Source organism: Brevibacillus schisleri, from assembly GCF_055685845.1.
On sequence record NZ_JBVNDM010000001.1, the window covers coordinates 6,363,623 to 6,381,293 of the forward strand.

Below are 17,671 nucleotides of genomic sequence, written 5' to 3' on the forward strand. Positions count from 1 at the left end.
GTTATTATTTCGTACATACTGCCATGCCGATAAAGTACCGTATGCCATCGCGAGGTGTTTTTTCAAAGGTAACGCCTCTCTGATAGTACATATCTACGTCAGAATAGCGTACAAACAGCTCCGCGAACTCTTCCGGCGTCAGCTGATGAACATGGAAGGGCTCACTCGTCTGCATGCCCCGCCCTCTGCCAAATGGACTGGAAAGCACGAGCGTACCACCCGGTTTCAGCATCCGAAACAAGTTATCCATAAACAGCAAATCGTCTGCGACATGCTCAATGGTCTCAAAGCTCAAAATCGTATCAAACAACCCCAATTGCTCGGGAAGCGCTGGATCAAGCGCGTCACCCTGCTGATACGTAATCTTTTGATGGTTGTATTCCCGATTGGCATAAAATATCGTCGCCTCATCGTTATCGACACCGATCAGTTCTGTCAGCTCTCGTTTTCGATCCTTTGCGATCATATGACATCCGTAGCCAGTACCGCAAGCGATATCCAGCACTCGACCTTTTACATAAGGTGCGGCAAAATAATATCTGGCTATATGCTCCAGCAGCATGCCATTCGTAGGTTTTAACAGCTTGGGGATGATTCTCTCCCCTGTCCATTCCAGCAAAGCCATCACCAATTTTCTCGTATTCTTCCTCACATCTTACCTTATTTATCGGCTTGATCCTATCAGCTAGCATTTCCTGAACGGGGTTTATTAAGAAATTTGTAAGACATTTCATTACTGTTTTGTTAGAGCTGGGCGTTAAGATAATACCATGAATGCATTCATAAGGTGGGACGAATCATGACCAAATATCAAGTCCTCGTAGTCGACGACGAGGAAGAAATCCGCGATGCTATTGAAATCTATCTCAAAAATGAATCCATGACCGTATTCAAGGCTAGCAATGGACAGGAAGCGCTGGACGTACTGGAACGCGAAGAGATCCAGCTCATCCTGATGGACATCATGATGCCAAAAATGGACGGAATGACCGCCACCTTTCAAATTCGCCAGAAAAAAAACATCCCGATCATCATGCTGTCTGCCAAGTCAGAGGATACCGATAAAATTCTCGGGCTCAACATCGGTGCCGATGACTATGTGACGAAGCCTTTTAATCCCTTGGAGCTCATCGCCAGGGTCAAATCTCAGTTAAGACGGTTTACCAATCTGGGAAGCGCTCAAATAACAGAGGATGAGATTCAGGTACGCGGCTTGACCTTGAACAAGAGTACAAAAAATGTAGCAATTGACGGCAACGAGGTCAGGCTGACGGCTACCGAATACAAGATCCTGGAGCTGTTGATGGAAAACAAGGGTCGCGTTTTTTCTATAGAGGAAATTTATGAACGGGTCTGGAGAGAGCCTTATATGAACGCGGAAAACACGGTGGCTGTCCACGTGAGACGCATTCGGGAAAAAATAGAGATCAACCCGAAGGAACCTAAATATTTGAAGGTGGTATGGGGAATTGGATACAAGATCGAAAAATAAACGCTTTGCGGTGCCCGTGCTCATTGTTATGATCGTGAGTATTTCGCTTACTCTCCTAACGATGGCCGATCTGTACCATAAGCGCGAGAATCTCCAAGAGAATAATTATTTTCAAAGCTCAGGCTTCAATCGTGAATTAGAGACATTTGCTGAGCTGGTGAAAAAGGTTCATGTAGATTATGCAGGCTACACTCCAGGAAAGCTCGACGAGAAGACAGCGAATCAGCTGAAAAAAGAGCATGAGGAAACCCTTCGAACGATTAAGGAAGATAACCAGTTCTTAGATAGGATAAAACAGGCAAAAAGTGAGGGGGACAAGGAGAGAGTCGCCCAATTAACCGAAGAATATTCACAAAGTATGCAAGAAGACATCGCGAAAGCAACGTTGCATTATCAGGAGCAGGTGAACAACAGAATCGCCGAAAAAGATGCCGAGTACGAGGAACAAAAAAACAGCCTCACCTTGCGAAGCGGCTCCTTCAAATACTATGTCACCGATAAAAAGAGCAACAAAGTTTACACCAATCTCGCGCAAGAACCTACAGAATGGGAACTGGCCCGATATGCGCGCTATACAATTAACCTCCCTAATACGAACGGGGATTTGGAAAGCATCAATCGCACTTATCAACTGAATCAACTAAGTGGTATCTTTTATATCCCAAAAGAACCAGACGGATATAGTCAGGTCCACACAGATGCCCTTTACTATGATTCCATTCGGGATCGGCTGATTGGCGAGTTTGTCCTGCTCGGGGGCACTCTGCTCATCCTTGCATTCTGCTACTGGTATTTGCCAGTTAGCAAAGCATTAGAAGTACCGATTGTAGTGAAAAGCATGGCACTGTTCCGCTTCATCCCGTTGGATATTCGGATGGTACTGTCGTTCGTGCTTGGCATCACGTATCTCATTATGATCGCGAACGTGCGCTTTTTCTTCTTGCCAATTGATGGGGAGCATTTCTTCACCCTTACGTTCGTTTCGTTGTTTACTGCTTACCTGCTTCTACAATTCATGGAGGCATGGCTTATGTACAACCAACCTGAGAGATTTACGCAGCAGTGGCAAAAGAGTATTTTCGCCAGACAACGTGTCCTTCTTCAAGAAAGCTATGCCAATCGCGGCATGTTCTTTAAAGTATCAACGTTGTTCATCCTGACTGTTATGTTCGGGATGAGTATCGGTTTCGGATTCGTCGGGCTTGTCGAAGGGTCTGGTGGCTTACTGTTTTTCAGCTTTTTGTATGGCATGTTTTACATGACCGTGGTTTTCCCATACGCGCTTAGACGCTTGGGACTGATGAACCGCATCATGCGAGGTGCCTCCGAAATGGCTGGCGGTAATCTGAACACTACGATCCAGAAGGTAAAAAAAGGGAAGTTATCTGATCTCGCGCACTCTCTCAACAACATCACAAAGGGACTCAAGCACGCGATGGAAGAGCAGATGAAGAGCGAGCGCATGAAATCCGAATTGATCACCAATGTTTCTCATGATTTAAAAACACCGCTGACGTCGATTATCAGCTACGTTACCCTGCTCAAGCAGGAAGATTTGACACCTGAGGACCGCAAGAACTACGTCGATGTCTTGGATCGCAAAGCAGATCGACTGCGCGTCCTCATCGATGACCTGTTTGACGCAGCCAAAATGTCCAGCGGCGCGGTTGAGCTGAATATCGAGCAAGTGAATGTAGCCTCCCTGCTCAACCAATCCATCGCTGAATTCAGTGACAAAATCGACCAATCGACACTCACTTTCCGCGTAACGACGGAACAGCCGAAGATCGTCGCTCCTCTGGATGGCAAGAAAACATGGCGTGTATTCGAGAATCTGATCGGCAACGCCCTGAAGTATTCCATGCCGAACACGCGCGTCCTGATCCATCTGGCAGAGACACAGGACGAGGTTATCCTGACGTTCAAAAATGTCTCCGCCTACGAAATCGACTTTGATGCACAGGAACTGTTTGAACGGTTCAAGCGCGCTGATCAATCCCGTCATACCGAAGGCTCTGGCCTCGGCTTGGCTATCGCAAAAAGCATCGTAGAGCTGCAAGGCGGCAGGCTGTCTATCGATATTGATGGCGATTATTTCAAAGTCACGGTCGTATTCCGCAAGCACGCGTAAGGATCAAATAGGAAAGCCAGTGCCCGATCGTCAGGCACTGGCTTTATTAAGTGAATTTCTCCCTGTTAGATGGCAAAGTTCCTTTCAAATAGGGCTTCAATACTGGCAGCCACTTCCTGCTCATCGGCCCCCTCCACCTCAAACATAATTTCATCTCCGGTCTTTGCCCCCAGAGCCATTACGCTGAGGATGCTTTTGCCATTAGCCTGCTTATCATTGTAGATCATCTTGACCGACGAGCTGTATTGATTGAGTAGGTTCACCAAGACAGAAGCAGGGCGAGCATGGAGACCTCCACTCACGGCTACTTCCAGATTCATTCGGATCAATTTCACGCCTCCCTTCCTGTCCTTGTACATGCAATCCTCTCACAAGAAAAACTTCTCGATGACTTCCGCCACTCCATGCCGATCATTCGTTTCCGTGACATGCCGAGCCAGCTGTTTCAAATCATCGGGAGCATTGCCCATCGCCACACCCATTCCGGCGAATTGGAGCATCTCTGCATCATTGTAATTATCTCCTACTGCAACGATCTCGTCAGGCTGAATCGAAAGCCTCTCACTCACTACCGCAAGACCACTTGCCTTGGAGATGCCCACAGGCAATATTTCCAAATTATTCGCGCCTGATGCCGTCACGCGAATCCCCGAAAGCTCGGCTTTCTCAAGCTCTTGTCTTGCTTCCAACAGACGCTTCTCGTCTCCCGTGACGAATATTTTCGGAGCGCACACCTCATGTTTTCGAACGTATCCGGCTATCAACCGCGAAGCCTGGATTTTGAGCGGGTATTGATTTTTCCAGAGCTGGCGCAGTGTCCAGGCATTTAACAGAGGAAACAAATCCGTCAACTTCCAGGTGCGATTCGTGACAGCATAAGCCTCATGCAGCAACATGATATCCAAGCCATGCGATACGAGTATATCTGTAATCCTCGCCGCTATCTCATGCGGAATACGCTGTACATACAGCACGTGATCCGTCTTGGGGTCTGCGACGTATGCGCCATCATGGGAAACAAGCGGTGCGCTGATCCGGAACTGCTGCGCCAACGATTTGGCCGATGGGTATGCCCTGCCGGTTGCCAGTGTGACGTGGACTCCTTGCTGCACTAACTGGGTAATGGCCCGCTCTGTTACTTTGGATAAGGTGTGGTTCGACATCAAAATCGTTCCGTCCACATCCAAAGCGAGGAGTTTGTATTTCACACGAGTTCCATCCTTATGTGACAGGCTTGAAAAACTGGGGCAGATGCTCCTTGTGCGCCTCCAGCATTTCATCGAGTATTTTTTTTGCGATCACATCAGACGGCACCAGCGGGTTAATATTCATCGCCAATAGCGCCGTATGGTAATCACCTGTTATAGCTGCCTCAGCTGCCACTCGCTCAAACGATTTGATTTGCTGTACGAGTCCACGCACGGGAACGGGCAAGTCACCAACAGCCAAAGGAATCGGCCCTTCTCTTGTAATCACGCAGTTCACTTCGACTGCCGAATCATCCGGAATGCTGGCAATCGCCCCATTGCTGCGAACATTTACCGTCTGGATATCGCGCTTGTCGTTGTAAATGGAGTAAATCAGATTGCAAGCAGCCTCACTGTAATAGGCCCCGCCACGCTTCTCCAACTGCGGAGGCTTGATATCTAAGTCTGGATCTTCGTAGAGCGCAAATAGCTCCGCTTCTACCTGCTTGACCACTTCAGCCCGCGTACCCTTCTGCTCCGCTTCTTCCAGCTCATGCTCAAGCATCGTGCGCGTCTGGTAGTAATAACGATGATACGGGCACGGGAGAATCCCCAATGCTTTGATGAAATCCTTATCCCAACCAAGGTCCAAAATGTTTTGCATCGTAATGCCCGATTGGTCGCCCGTTATTTTATCGATTACCTGGGAAATGACGTTTTCCCCATCCAGATAAACACCCAGTCCGAAGATCATATGATTTAAACCGGCAAAATCAATATGAATCCGTGATTGCTCGACGCCTAAAACAGTGGCAACACCCATTTTCATCCCGATGGGAACATTACACAGTCCAATGACCTTTTTGCGGTTGGTATACCGCAGCACTGCCTCTGTGACCATCCCAGCCGGATTCGTGAAGTTAATCAGCCAAGCATCTGGACATAGCTCTTCCATGTCACGACAAATGTCCATAATGACCGGAATGGTACGCAGGCCTTTGAACAAGCCGCCAGGTCCATTCGTTTCCTGACCGATCACCCCGTATTTCAAAGGAATTCGCTCATCCTTGATTCGCGCATCCAAGAGACCCACGCGCATTTGCGTCGTAACAAAATCTGCACCCGCAAGTGCTTTTCGCCGATCCATCGTCAAATGGATCTCGATAGGCACCCCTGCCTTCTCTACCATCCTTTTTGCCAGGGCGCCTACTGTTTGCAGCTTTTTCTCGCCCTCTGGAATATCCACCAGCCACAGCTCTCTGACAGGCAACTCATCGTAGCGCTTGATGAAGCCTTCCACCAGCTCGGGTGTATAGCTAGACCCTCCACCGATCGTCACAATTTTGATTCCGCTCATACTCCTGCCTCCTTGCCTGCATGGATTTGGCTGTACAGCTCGACAAACTCCGTAGCCAAATCCTTGACTGTAATTGCGTTCATCAAATGATCCTGGGCGTGAATCAAGAGCATACTGATCTCAGTCTTTTCGCCCGCAATCTCCTTCTGGATAAGTGCCGTTTGATTTTGGTGTGCACGACCGAGCTCTTCTCCCGCACGCTTCAATGCGTCCTCTGCGCCTGGCAAGTCTCTATTTTTAGCCAGAGCGATCGCTTCCATTGCCAGACTCCGTGCGTTTCCTCCGTGAAGTATTAGTTGAAAAATAACGTCTGTATGGTCCAAATCTATCTCCACCTATCCAAGTTCGCTAAAAGTCACGAGCTGTATTTTTTGATCACGAATGTACTGCTTTAACTCTGCTGCTGTTAAGATCTTCAATTCTGTGGTTCGTTGCTTTGCGTATGAACTGCCTGTCAGTACCGCTTCGTCCAAATAAGCAGGGTGCGTCATGATCTCAACCACAGGATAATCTGACATGTCCTCTACGATCCTGACGAAGGATTGTACGGTTAGGTCGTCTCCATAAAAATGATGAGAAAAGCCTTCTGTCGTCAAAACACTCGATTGGTCCCGCTGCTCCTGTGTCCCGGACATCCAGGGATAGCGAACTGGCACCCTATATTCCTCTGCCAGCTTCAGAACAATCGGCAAAACGGCTGGATGTGCATGGACATGGTGGTGGCTGTCGATATGCGTCAGCTTGAGCCCCGACGCAACAAACCTCGCCAATTGAGCCCGCAGCTCCCGCTCGATCTCCTCCAGTTGAGCAGAAATCAGATGGTCTTGCCCTCGTCGGAAACGCCCCTCTCCATCCGTTAGCGATGGTACATCCTGACTAACTGGCGATCCACATGTGAGTACCAGATGAATGCCTACTCCGAGCGTCGGATGTTCTTTGGCCAGCCCTACAGCGTGCTCGAACCCCTCCATATTGACCATCAAGGTCGCAGAAGTAACGACTCCTTCCCGATGTGCTTCGACGATGCCCAGATTGACGCCTTTGGAATACCCAAAATCGTCTGCATTCACAATCAATTTCATAGATAGCCTCTCCTCTAGCTTTTACATAGACACAGCATTACTATCGGAAGCAGTGCTGGCTTTTTCTTCGCTTACCTTTTGTTTATCCCACAGACGGAAGAACGGATAGTAGATCGCGAGCGCTATCACGAAGTTCACCGCTTGGAGAACCATACCCGATACCTTCCCACCAGTAGCCAAATATCCACTGATCAACAATGGTGTCGTCCACGGAACTGCTACCCCGCTTGGTTTTGCCACCCAACCGAATGACATGGCCAAATAGCTGATTATGACCAATACGACAGGCGCCAGAACAAATGGGATGATCAAAAGCGGATTCATGACAATTGGCATACCGAACGTGACAGGTTCATTGATGTTAAACAAACCAGGTCCAAGCGAAAGACGGCCAATGTTTTTCATCTGTTTACTGCGTGCCCGAAATACCATTAAGACGACGAGGGCTAACGTAGCACCCGATCCCCCAGCGAATATCCACATGTCAAAAAATTGCGTAGTGACGACGTTTGGCAATTCACCGTTTGGATTAGTCTGGAATGCTGCTCGGTTCTGATCCATCAGCGTCAGCCAAATGGGACTCATAATGCCACCGACAATCGCCGCACCGTGCAAGCCAATGGCCCAGAGAATGTGAATAAGCAGCACGCATAAAATGGCCCCAATCAAGCTGCTGCCAACAGCGCTGAGTGGTCCGACGAGTAAATCCTTCACAATATTGTGAATACTTTCGAAGGACGTGTTTTCAAGGAGGATACGCAATAACCAAACCACCAAAAGCACCGCACCAGCTGGGATCAATGCCACAAAGGAACGGGAAACTGCGGGAGGCACTCCGTCTGGCATGGTAATGACAATTTTCTTTTGAATGATTTTGCGATAAATCTCTGTCGACAATATACCCAATAGCATCGCGACAAATAATCCCTGACTGCCCATCAGTGTGAGAGGAATGACTCCGCCCACCTCTTGAGCTGCACTCGCTCCTTCCGGGGTGAACATGATTTGATATGGAGTAGCGAGCAAGAAGGATGCGACAGAAATGGCTCCTGCCGATAGCGGGTCGACCTTGTATTTCTCCGCCAGTCGGTAGGCGACGCCGAAGCTGACGATCAAGGCCATGACGTCAAACGTAGCACCTACCGGATACAGCAGCTTGGTCCGCCATTTTTCACCGAAAATCCCAATCATGAATTCGTCATAACCAGGTATAGGTATGAAGCCAATGATGAGGAACATTGAACCAATGATCAACAAAGGCAATGTAAGGATAATTCCGTCACGAATAGCCTGCAGATGCTTTTGCTCCGCAATTTTTCCCGCTACCGGCATCATGCGGTTTTCCATAAATGAAACAAATCCGCCCACACGCATCCCCCTCCTACTGTTTTAGACGAAGCGCAAACTCAAGCACGTTTTTCCCGTTCAATGTACCGTAGTCGACCGTGCTGATTACATCTACAGGAATTCCTCTGGATGCCCCTTCTTTTTTCATCTCTGTCAGCTTGTAACGAACTTGTGGTCCCAGCAAGAGCACCGCTGCTTGGTCAATATGATTTTTTACCTCATCTGCGGAAACTGCCCATATTTTAGCGTCCAACCCTTTTTCTCTGGCAGCCTCCTCCATTTTTTGAACCAACAAGCTTGTCGACATACCCGCTGCACAACACAATAAAATATTCATTGTACCCCCTCCTCTCAACGAGTGATGCCTTACTGAAAGAGCAAGTTTCGTGCCAAAACACCAAAAATGTATGCGCTTACCAAAAAAACCGCATAGTCAGGCATATTTCGCTACCTCATTCGCCCGTCACTCTCACTAGTGTTTTTATGTAAGCGCTGTAGTGTTTGATTTTGAATAAGGAAAAGTCAAAAAATAAAACACTGGTTACGCCAGTGTTTTATTGTGTATGAAGAAATTCATGATAAAACAAACATCGTCTTCGCTGATTACTACCTCATACTTATCTTTCAGCGGCAATAATTCATGTCGGATTAAGCTGTACAGCTTGCGGTTCTCCAGCAAAAAACTGTCTTTTTGAATATACGCCACGGATTGCGTCCCTGTTTTCAAGCGATCCACCAGACAGCAGATGTGCAAGTAGGCCCCAATTCGCGTGTCAAAAACCAAATAATTGTTCAGTCGCTCCTCCATACGGCCGACACACATCCTCACGTCTGCGAGAATATCTTGTCCGTCCACCATTTGCAGGTGCTCTCCTAGGGACTCTTGCATCTTCAAGTAAGCCTCTTCCAGATCGATCACTTGCTGGATATCAGACATCGCCTCTCCATTCAAAACATCGTCCATGCTATGGTGGCGCAACTCGCGGTCGAGAATGTAATTGCTCACCACGAAGAGAATTTTTCTCTCCTCCTTGATTTTTCGAAGCTGACTGCGGGCTTGAGCCTTATCGATCAGTTGCAGCGGCACAAACTCCAGCAGGCTCTCATCGTACCTGAGCCTCGATTCCAGCAGCTTTTTCAAAAACAAGGCACTGCCTTCCCCAGACAGGCATGCAGCGACGATCGTCAGCGCCGGAATATGCTTTTGCACCTGCTCCTTCGACTGCTCCTCCCGCTGGTAGAGCGAAATGCCCAAGACATCTCGGTAAACATCCTCAAGTGAATGACCGAGCATGGCTTTTCGAGTGGCTTCAATTACATGCGGCGTGCTGACCATCGGAATGACCTTGACCGGAATGCCGATCTCCCGCTCAATAATCTCACCAAAGCCGAGCAGCGACCCCATATCTACGAGCAACAGCAGTCCAGCCTTGCTTCCGATCTCTCTGGCTACTTTCAGTGCTTTTTCCAAAACATTCATGGAATCTTCTTCAAGCGGCAGGTCGATGGCTCTCGCATATTGTGTGACCAGCAATCGGTTCGTCACATCGACCATCGCTGTCGCACCGCCGCTGCCGTGCGTAATAACGAGCACCCCGATTGTTTCCCTTTCTTCCTCCATGCTGACATCGTCGAGCACGAAAAACATGGTCAAATATCCAGCCTCACCAATCGGCAGATCCATGAGTATCGCTTCTTCTATCATGCGCACGCACTCTAGCGCCACGGCAAACTCTTTCTTGTATTTGATTCGCACGTGGTTGATTTGCGGATTCACGATCTGCTTGCCTTGTGCGAGGCGCTCTTTCGACGTCTGAATATGCAACGCGAGACCAAAGATCACCTTCTGGCTCAAAATCTTCTCCAGCTTAGCCTCTGCGAAGCGAACGATCTCTTCCACGAGATGAATGATGAACGGGTCAATAATCCGGGCCATGTCGCCCTTATTCACGCGTTGATGGACGCCTTTGATAAAGGTCGTAAAGTAATTCTCGATGTCAAACTCCAATTCTTCTTCACTCACACCGAGGTTTTGCAGTTCATATATTTTTTGCTCGATTTTTTCATAGACACTGTCCGTCGTATCTCCTGTTTCTCGTCCGATCCAGATGCCCTCCTTGGATGGCTGCACGACAAAGCAGTTGTGCTCCGTCCCAATGATTTCATCTAGCTCCTGTTTGTAATCCTTCACCAAAAGCAGCCCTTGCTTGACATGATGCGGCAAATCCTGAACCGATACGTGCAGCTGATTCTTTTTTAACGAAATGAATTCGGCATAGGCGCTGGCGCAGGTGAGCTGAATATCCGTTTTTAACTGTCCAATGTTATTCGGGCAGTGATAGCACAAGAATGCCTGCACAGCATTGGCCGATATCTGAATCTCTCTCCCCAACCGAAAAGCCTCTTCTTGAAAAATCTCCATTGTAATACGAAAGCGCTCTTCCAAGCCACGCTCCACTAAAGATGGCAGCTTGATGACCATGGGAATGCGCCTCATGAACGTTTTTAAGAGACTCGACTCCGGATTTTCTGTCGTGGCCATGACAATCTGCACCTGAGCCGTCCGCTCCATCTCTGTTTCCCCTACGCGGCGGAATATGCCTTTATCCATAAAGGTAAAAAAGATTTCCTGTCCTTCCGCTGGCAGCCGATGCACCTCATCGAGAAAGAGAATGCCACCGTCTGCCTTTTCCACGAGTCCTTTGCGATCCATCTCCGCTCCGGTGTACGCCCCTTTTTTGACTCCGAACAATTGACTGATTAAGAGCTGCGGGTTGTTGGCATAATCAGCACAGTTAAAAATCACGAAAGGAGCATGCTTTTCCAGGCGTCCAATATCAACGGCAAACTCGTGAATCATCCCGGCGAACCACGACTTCCCTACACCTGTTTCTCCCAAAATCAAGCAATGCATCCCTCTCGGCGGATACAAAACGGCCGCCTTTGCCTGCTCAATACGCGTGATCAGGCTCTTGTTGGTTTTCGCCAGCCGGTCCAGCGACGTCTCCGCCAAATAGAGCGAATCGTTTCCTTGCTTGGCAAAAAACAGCGTCGGACGCCCTTCTTCCTTCGCGATTCGGCCTTCCTTCCACAAACGGTTCAAATCACTGCTCACATTCGCTCGACTCAAACCAAGCCTCTCAGCCAAATCGGAAGCGCTTACTTTTTTATCAGGACCAGCGTCTACTAACGTCTGGAATATTAAATCTAATCGTTTCACTCTATCACCCGCCGTTGAATAGATAGAAAGTCACGAAATGCACAACCAATCCTTTTCATTTCCACGAATATTTGGAAAAACCTGCTTGCTGCTTTTTTCCCCCTTCCCCCGTTTTTGTCCCGATGATTTATTTTTCCGTCTCCTCTCTCTGGTGTACGATATAATAGATAAATAATGATTGACAGGAGATAGCAAATCCATGATGGTTTTCATCGTGTTTACCATATGGGCATTAGGTCTGTTCGTACTGTTCACAGACCCGAAACGAACGTCGATCCGCTGGGCTTGTGCAACTGCCTTTGTTGGGGCTGGGGGCTTTATCTCAGGCGCGATTGACGAGACGATCATGCCCCATTTTGCAGATTACCTGGCCGCAAAGCCGGGGACCACGAACACCCTGATATTAGTAAGCCGTATCTCTTCTTTTGTTTGCCAAGCGGGCTTGCCCTATACGTTTCTCATGTTTTCCGTGCACTCAGCTGAATTCTTGTCTCGCAGAGTAAAGCTGACGATACAATATGCCGCTCTCAGCCTACCGCTTGGGATGCTTTGGATTACACCCGTTTATCCCGAGCTGCTTTTTAACTACTGGATTATGGTGGCATGGGTGATTCCGTTTTTTCTGTTCTCCTGTACGCTGCTTGTCGTACAGTACATGCGAGAAAAAGATCCACTCGTGAAAAAGAACAGCTTTTTCACGAACGTACTCATCATCGTTCCGTTGTTTTTCGTCTTTATTTTCATCTATATCATGCGTACTCAGAACGATTACGAAGCTTGGCGCTACAACATTGGCGTGGTCACGATCCAGTTTATCCTGATCGTTGCCATCAGTTTGAAATATGGCTTTCTTGGCGTCCGTCTCCGCGTAGAGAAACGACGTCTGGACAGTACCTTGCGCGCCTTGACTTCCGGTGCACAAATCATTAACCATACAATCAAAAATGAAGCAGGCAAAATCTCGCTGTATGCCGACCGTATCGAGACATATGCGGATGAAACCAACCAGCCGTCGCTAAAAGAAGACGCGCTTGTCCTGATGCAATCCTCGCAGCATATGCTGGACATGATGAATCGGATTCAAAACCAGCTGCGGGATGTCGAGCTGCGCGAAGAACCATGTGACCCCGGCCAAATCATCGGGCAGGTCACACAAAATCTGACGCCCTATATCTTGAAACAACAGGTAGAAGTCGTTTGTGAATTGGACGAAGCCCTTCGCTTGTATGGTGATGGCGTACAACTGCGCGAAGTCATCACCAACTTGTGCATGAATGCGCTGGAAGCCATGAAGTCGGGTGGCAAGCTCCATCTTCAGCTATTTATGTCTCACAAGCATCTCATCATCACTGTCGCAGACACAGGCACAGGCATCACAAAAGAGAACCTGCCTCATGTGCTCGATCCGTTTTTCTCGACAAAAAGGACAGGGCAAAACTTTGGTCTCGGGCTATCCTACTGCTACAATGTCATGCAAAAGCATCAAGGCCAACTGGAAATCTACAGTGAGCAAGGCAAAGGAACTACCGTTTTCCTGTTCTTCCCGAAAAAGCGCGTCATCATAAACGACTCTGAATAGCGAAAGGACGCTCACAATCATGAATCCAATCAGGGTATTTTTAGTAGAGGATGATCCCGTCTGGCGAAAAGGTCTCATTGACTTTCTGAACAAAGAGCCGGATCTCACTGTAGTAGGGGAAGCCGGGTTCAAGGCAGAAGCAATCGAGCGCTTTTTGCCTGCCAAAGCGGATGTCGTCCTGATGGATATTAACTTGACCGAGAACAATCTGGATGGGATCGAGACGGCAATCGAATTCATGGCCCTCCAAGCTGACAGCAAAATCATCATGCTCACCTCTCTGACAGACGAGGCAGTGATCGTGGAATCATTTTCCGCAGGTGCCGTCAACTACATCAGCAAATCGAGCTTCAAGGAAATTCCCGACGCTATCCGTGCTGCTCACAACAGCCAATCTGCCATTCACCCTACGGCCGCTGCGGCACTGCGCAACGAATTTTTGCGTTTGAAAAACGATGAAAATCAGAAGCTCTTATCTCCCGCAGAACGGGACATCCTACATCTTATCCACCAAGGTCATACGCAGACGCAGATTGAACAATCTCTCCACATCACGAAGCGTACGATCAAAAACCACATCAACCGAATCCTCAAAAAAATGGGTGTCAAAACAAGCAAGGAAGCGGCCGCAAAAGCCAGCCAAAAAAAGCTATTCTAGGTCTTATTACCAGGTACCAATGAATGTTGGTACTTTTTTTACATGCTCCACTCTTTACAATTAAAAGTGCGAGATCAAAAAGTCGACTTTTCAGCATCGAGAAAATGGCGAGAAGCTGAAGAAGGAGGAGCGGAATGTAGGGGACCTACATGAGCACCGGACTTCGAAGGTGAACGCCAGTTTCGATGCCGAATAAGCTTTCTAAACTACTTCATGATCAAAAGTCGGCTTTTTGATCAACCTCTAAAAGCTATAGAGCAACTCACTTATCCCTTGTAAAGGTGTGGTCCACATGGCCCTTATTTATTCTTTCTTAAAAACGATACTGATGCTGTGGTTTCGCCCTCGTGTGCTTGGACTCTCCAAAATCGACTTGTCGAAGCCATCTCTTATCACTCCCAATCACGTTTCCTTGTTAGATGCGGTACTCCTATCCTTTTGCTTGCCAAAAGAAGCGACCTTTGTCGTCAACACGGAGATCGCCAAGCGGTTTGCGTTTTTCCTCCGCTTCCGCAAGCATATCGCGATCGATCCACTCAACCCGTACTCCATCCGCCACATGCTCCGCGTTATTCGCAACGGACAGACGCTGGTGATTTTTCCAGAAGGCCGGATCACGACGACGGGCGGCATCATGAAAATCTACAGTGGTGTTGGCTATCTCGCTCTGCGAACTGGTGTAACGGTTTACCCAATCATTATTAATGGCCTGGAACGTTCGATCTTCTCGTATTTGAAAGGAAAGCTGAAGCTCTCCTGGTTCCCTGATGTGACAATGACAGTAGGCACTCCGTTCACGATCGAGCGCGATCCAAACCTGTCGATGCGCGAACAAAAAGCCACGGCCAATGATCGCATCCTGCGTACTCTTCAAGAAAGCTTGTTCGAGAGCCGAATGAAACAAAACGTGAATCTGTTTGATGAAGTTCTCGAAGCAGCTCGCCTGAATGGTGCAAAAATGGAAATCGCCAAGGACCTGACGTCCGCGATCGACTACAAGACCTTGTTAATCGGCAGCTACTTACTCGGCAACAAATTACAGCCGATGCTCTTGGGAAAACCCGTTGTCGGTGTATTCCTTCCCAATTCAGTGGGTCATCTCGTAACGTTGCTATCGTTGTTCCGCATCGGAGCCACTCCAGCCATCCTGAACTTTTCGCTTGGTATTCGCTCCTTGCTGGATTGCTGTGAGACTGCCCATATCGATACGATCCTGACATCGCGTGTATTCATTGAAAAAGGAAAGCTGGAGCACATCATCGCAGGTCTTTCACCGAGCATGAAAATCATTTATCTCGAGGATTTGAAAGCATCCGCAACTGCTTTTGACAAAGTGTCCGCACTCTTCTCTTATTTGCGGAAGAAAAAAGCTTCAGCGACAAGTAATGAGCTGATCCTCTTCACCTCCGGCAGTGAGAGTAAGCCAAAGGGTGTCATTCTGACGCATACGAATCTGTACGCGAATATTCAACAAGTGACTAGTGTGATTGACATCACGAGTCGCGACAAGTTTTTCAATGCCCTGCCTATGTTCCACAGCTTTGGACTTACTGCGGGAACACTTTTACCGGTCGTGAAGGGCATCCCGGTCTATCTGTATCCAAGCCCGTTGCATTACAAGGCGATTTCGGAATTGGTCTACGATCAAAACGCAACGATCCTCTTCGGAACCTCGACCTTCATGGCTGGTTACGGACGTATGGCCCATCCTTACAACTTCTACACCTTACGTTACGTATTTGCAGGTGCAGAAAAGCTAAAGGACGATGTGCGCAAGCTGTGGATGGAAAAGTTCGGTGTGCGGATTTTTGAAGGCTATGGGGCAACGGAAACAGCTCCGATCCTGTCGCTCAACACCCCGCTGGCTAACAAACCAGGAACTGTCGGTCGTTTGATGCCAGGGATGTCCGCCAAGCTGGAACCAGTAGAAGGAATCGATGCTGGCGGTGAGCTTTTGGTGAAGGGTCCGAACGTCATGAAGGGTTATATGATTCACGGAAAAGGCTTTGTTCCCGCTGAGGAATGGTACCACACAGGTGATTTGGTTACCGCTGACAAGGACGACTTTCTCAGCATTCAATCCCGCTTGAAGCGCTTCGCCAAAATCGGCGGCGAGATGGTTTCGCTCAATCTGGTTGAAGAACTGGCTATGCAATGCTTCGGACACTCCGGTTTTGCTGCAATCACAGTGAATGATCCGCGAAAAGGTGAGCGTGTCCTGCTATTTACCACAGATGAATCGGTTCAGCTGAGCCAATTACGGGCGTATTTGACGGAAAAACAATACTCGCCACTTCTCATCCCAGGTACGATGCAAGTCATCAAGGCTCTACCACTTCTCGGTAGCGGAAAAACGGATTACGTCAGCCTGAAACAACTGGTCGAAACGGGAGGAAAATGATGTGAATATACGATTAAAACCACTACAAGCTCTGTACTTCACTCAATTTCTATCGGCCTTTGCCGACAACATGATTTTGTTTGTCATCGCGAATCTGCTGCGGGAGAACGGTTTTTCTCCCGCGATGCTTGCACTCGTATCGATTTCATTCTTTCTCCCTTACATTTTTCTCGCTCCATTAGTTGGGCCTTTTGCCGACAAGCATGCCAAGTCAATCGTGCTGGTGATCGGCAACCTGATTAAAGCGCTTGGTGTCGTCTTGCTGTTTTTCATTGACCAGTCGAGCATCATCATGCTGATGTTGTGTTACTTCACAGTGGGAGTCGGAGCGGTCGTGTATTCTCCAGCCAAGTATGGAATTTTGCCGGAGCTGACTCGAAATGAAGAGGAACTGTTTCACGCGAATGCACGCATCGAAGCCTATACGATCTTTGCAATTTTGACAGGAATCGGTGGTGGTGGAGCCATCGCGAACATGACGGCACCGCTTATCTCGTCTGGAATTTGTCTGCTGATCTATCTGCTGTCGCTCGGTATGACTTTCTTCATTCCGCGCATGAGAGGGAATGCATCCATTCGCTATGGAGCAGAAGCACGACGCTTTTTCATCGACTTCCAGCACCTGATGAATCGTCCGGAAACGAGCTTTGCCCTGATTGGAACCGGAGCATTCTGGATGTCCTCAGCTGTCTTGCGCGTGGCCGTTCTGGCCTGGATTCCTCTCGCGCTAGGAATTAACCCGGAGAGCTTCTCCGTATCGCTGATTCTCGCAACGACATCCATTGGAATTATCGTGGGAGCTTTTCTCGCTCCGAAGCTCATTCCTTTGACTCATTTCACTCGATCGCTGACATACGGATTCGGAATGTTTCTCATCATCGTGCTATTTCCTTGGACGAATCTCACCTTTGTTGCCATCAGTTTATTGCTTCTCGTCGGGTTCATGGGCGGCGTGTTCATTATCCCGATGAATACGGTCTTGCAGGACGAAGGCAAACGGATGGTCGGTTCAGGAAAAACGATTGCGATTCAAAACTTCATCGAGAATCTGCTGATGGCAGTAGGCTCCGGCATTTACTACCTGATCACCTATATCGGCATCTCCATTTCCGGTGCGATTGTTGGTCAAGGACTGCTGCTGCTCGGGTTCCTGTTGTACTTGGTGAAGTATCGCAGACGTATCGTGCGTTGACAGATTGGCGTCATAGAAAAAGAAA

At 48.4% G+C, this 17,671-nt stretch carries 15 protein-coding genes; 6 read left to right on the plus strand and 9 right to left on the minus strand.

Annotation, left to right across the window (positions count from 1 at the left end; translation table 11 throughout):
- Positions 1–4: 4 nt before the first annotated feature.
- Positions 5–625 (minus strand): class I SAM-dependent methyltransferase, encoded by a 621-nt coding sequence (locus tag ACUUHJ_RS30130; RefSeq protein WP_472301257.1) that lies wholly within the window; start codon positions 623–625, stop codon positions 5–7.
- 174 nt (positions 626–799) lie between these two features.
- On the opposite strand from ACUUHJ_RS30130, the gene ACUUHJ_RS30135 reads away from it, so the two are divergent.
- Together ACUUHJ_RS30135 and ACUUHJ_RS30140 are read left to right on the plus strand one after the other, a co-directional pair.
- A complete protein-coding gene (locus ACUUHJ_RS30135) occupies positions 800–1,492 on the plus strand; it encodes a response regulator transcription factor (protein ID WP_172139418.1) in 693 nt (230 codons plus the stop codon).
- Positions 1,470–3,623 carry a sensor histidine kinase gene (locus tag ACUUHJ_RS30140; protein WP_472300857.1) on the plus strand — a complete coding sequence of 718 codons (2,154 nt, stop codon included), beginning with the start codon at positions 1,470–1,472 and terminating at the stop codon, positions 3,621–3,623. Before ACUUHJ_RS30135 ends, ACUUHJ_RS30140 begins: the two co-directional genes overlap by 23 nt.
- A gap of 65 nt (positions 3,624–3,688) precedes the next feature.
- Here the strand turns inward: ACUUHJ_RS30140 and ACUUHJ_RS30145 are convergent, their stop codons facing one another.
- The 8 genes from ACUUHJ_RS30145 to ACUUHJ_RS30180 form a co-directional block, all read right to left on the minus strand.
- Positions 3,689–3,952, minus strand: a complete 264-nt coding sequence (locus ACUUHJ_RS30145) for an HPr family phosphocarrier protein (protein ID WP_064200285.1) — start codon at positions 3,950–3,952, stop codon at positions 3,689–3,691.
- A gap of 39 nt (positions 3,953–3,991) precedes the next feature.
- The gene (locus ACUUHJ_RS30150; protein WP_289675098.1) at positions 3,992–4,831 is read right to left on the minus strand and encodes a Cof-type HAD-IIB family hydrolase; all 840 of its coding nucleotides are present in this window, start codon (positions 4,829–4,831) and stop codon (positions 3,992–3,994) included.
- A 13-nt stretch (positions 4,832–4,844) separates the two neighbouring features.
- A complete protein-coding gene (locus ACUUHJ_RS30155; RefSeq protein WP_472300859.1) occupies positions 4,845–6,167 on the minus strand; it encodes a 6-phospho-beta-glucosidase in 1,323 nt (440 codons plus the stop codon).
- Positions 6,164–6,490 carry a PTS sugar transporter subunit IIA gene (locus ACUUHJ_RS30160; RefSeq protein ID WP_144618589.1) on the minus strand — a complete coding sequence of 109 codons (327 nt, stop codon included), beginning with the start codon at positions 6,488–6,490 and terminating at the stop codon, positions 6,164–6,166. Before ACUUHJ_RS30160 ends, ACUUHJ_RS30155 begins: the two co-directional genes overlap by 4 nt.
- Before the next feature lie 12 nt (positions 6,491–6,502).
- Entirely contained in the window at positions 6,503–7,249 is a 747-nt protein-coding gene (gene chbG / locus ACUUHJ_RS30165; protein ID WP_472300861.1) for a chitin disaccharide deacetylase, read from the minus strand.
- Positions 7,250–7,270: 21 nt separating this feature from the next.
- Complete coding sequence (gene celB / locus ACUUHJ_RS30170) at positions 7,271–8,623, minus strand: PTS cellobiose transporter subunit IIC (RefSeq protein WP_289675101.1); 1,353 nt, start codon at positions 8,621–8,623, stop codon at positions 7,271–7,273.
- A gap of 7 nt (positions 8,624–8,630) precedes the next feature.
- Positions 8,631–8,933, minus strand: coding sequence for a PTS sugar transporter subunit IIB (locus ACUUHJ_RS30175; RefSeq protein ID WP_015893830.1), 303 nt, complete (start codon positions 8,931–8,933; stop codon positions 8,631–8,633).
- A 204-nt stretch (positions 8,934–9,137) separates the two neighbouring features.
- Positions 9,138–11,816: a sigma-54-dependent transcriptional regulator gene (locus ACUUHJ_RS30180; protein WP_472300862.1), complete on the minus strand. Its 2,679-nt coding sequence runs from the start codon at positions 11,814–11,816 to the stop codon at positions 9,138–9,140.
- Between the two features lie 199 nt (positions 11,817–12,015).
- On the opposite strand from ACUUHJ_RS30180, the gene ACUUHJ_RS30185 reads away from it, so the two are divergent.
- The 4 genes from ACUUHJ_RS30185 to lplT all read left to right on the plus strand — a co-directional run bounded on the left by ACUUHJ_RS30185 (position 12,016) and on the right by lplT (position 17,646).
- Complete coding sequence (locus ACUUHJ_RS30185; RefSeq protein ID WP_472300863.1) at positions 12,016–13,395, plus strand: sensor histidine kinase; 1,380 nt, start codon at positions 12,016–12,018, stop codon at positions 13,393–13,395.
- 19 nt (positions 13,396–13,414) lie between these two features.
- Positions 13,415–14,053: a response regulator gene (locus ACUUHJ_RS30190; RefSeq protein WP_289675105.1), complete on the plus strand. Its 639-nt coding sequence runs from the start codon at positions 13,415–13,417 to the stop codon at positions 14,051–14,053.
- Positions 14,054–14,345: 292 nt separating this feature from the next.
- On the plus strand, positions 14,346–16,454 hold the full coding sequence (locus ACUUHJ_RS30195; RefSeq protein WP_472300864.1) for an AMP-binding protein: 2,109 nt from the start codon (positions 14,346–14,348) through the stop codon (positions 16,452–16,454).
- Position 16,455: 1 nt separating this feature from the next.
- Positions 16,456–17,646 carry a lysophospholipid transporter LplT gene (gene lplT, locus ACUUHJ_RS30200; protein WP_289675107.1) on the plus strand — a complete coding sequence of 397 codons (1,191 nt, stop codon included), beginning with the start codon at positions 16,456–16,458 and terminating at the stop codon, positions 17,644–17,646.
- Positions 17,647–17,671: the final 25 nt, after the last annotated feature.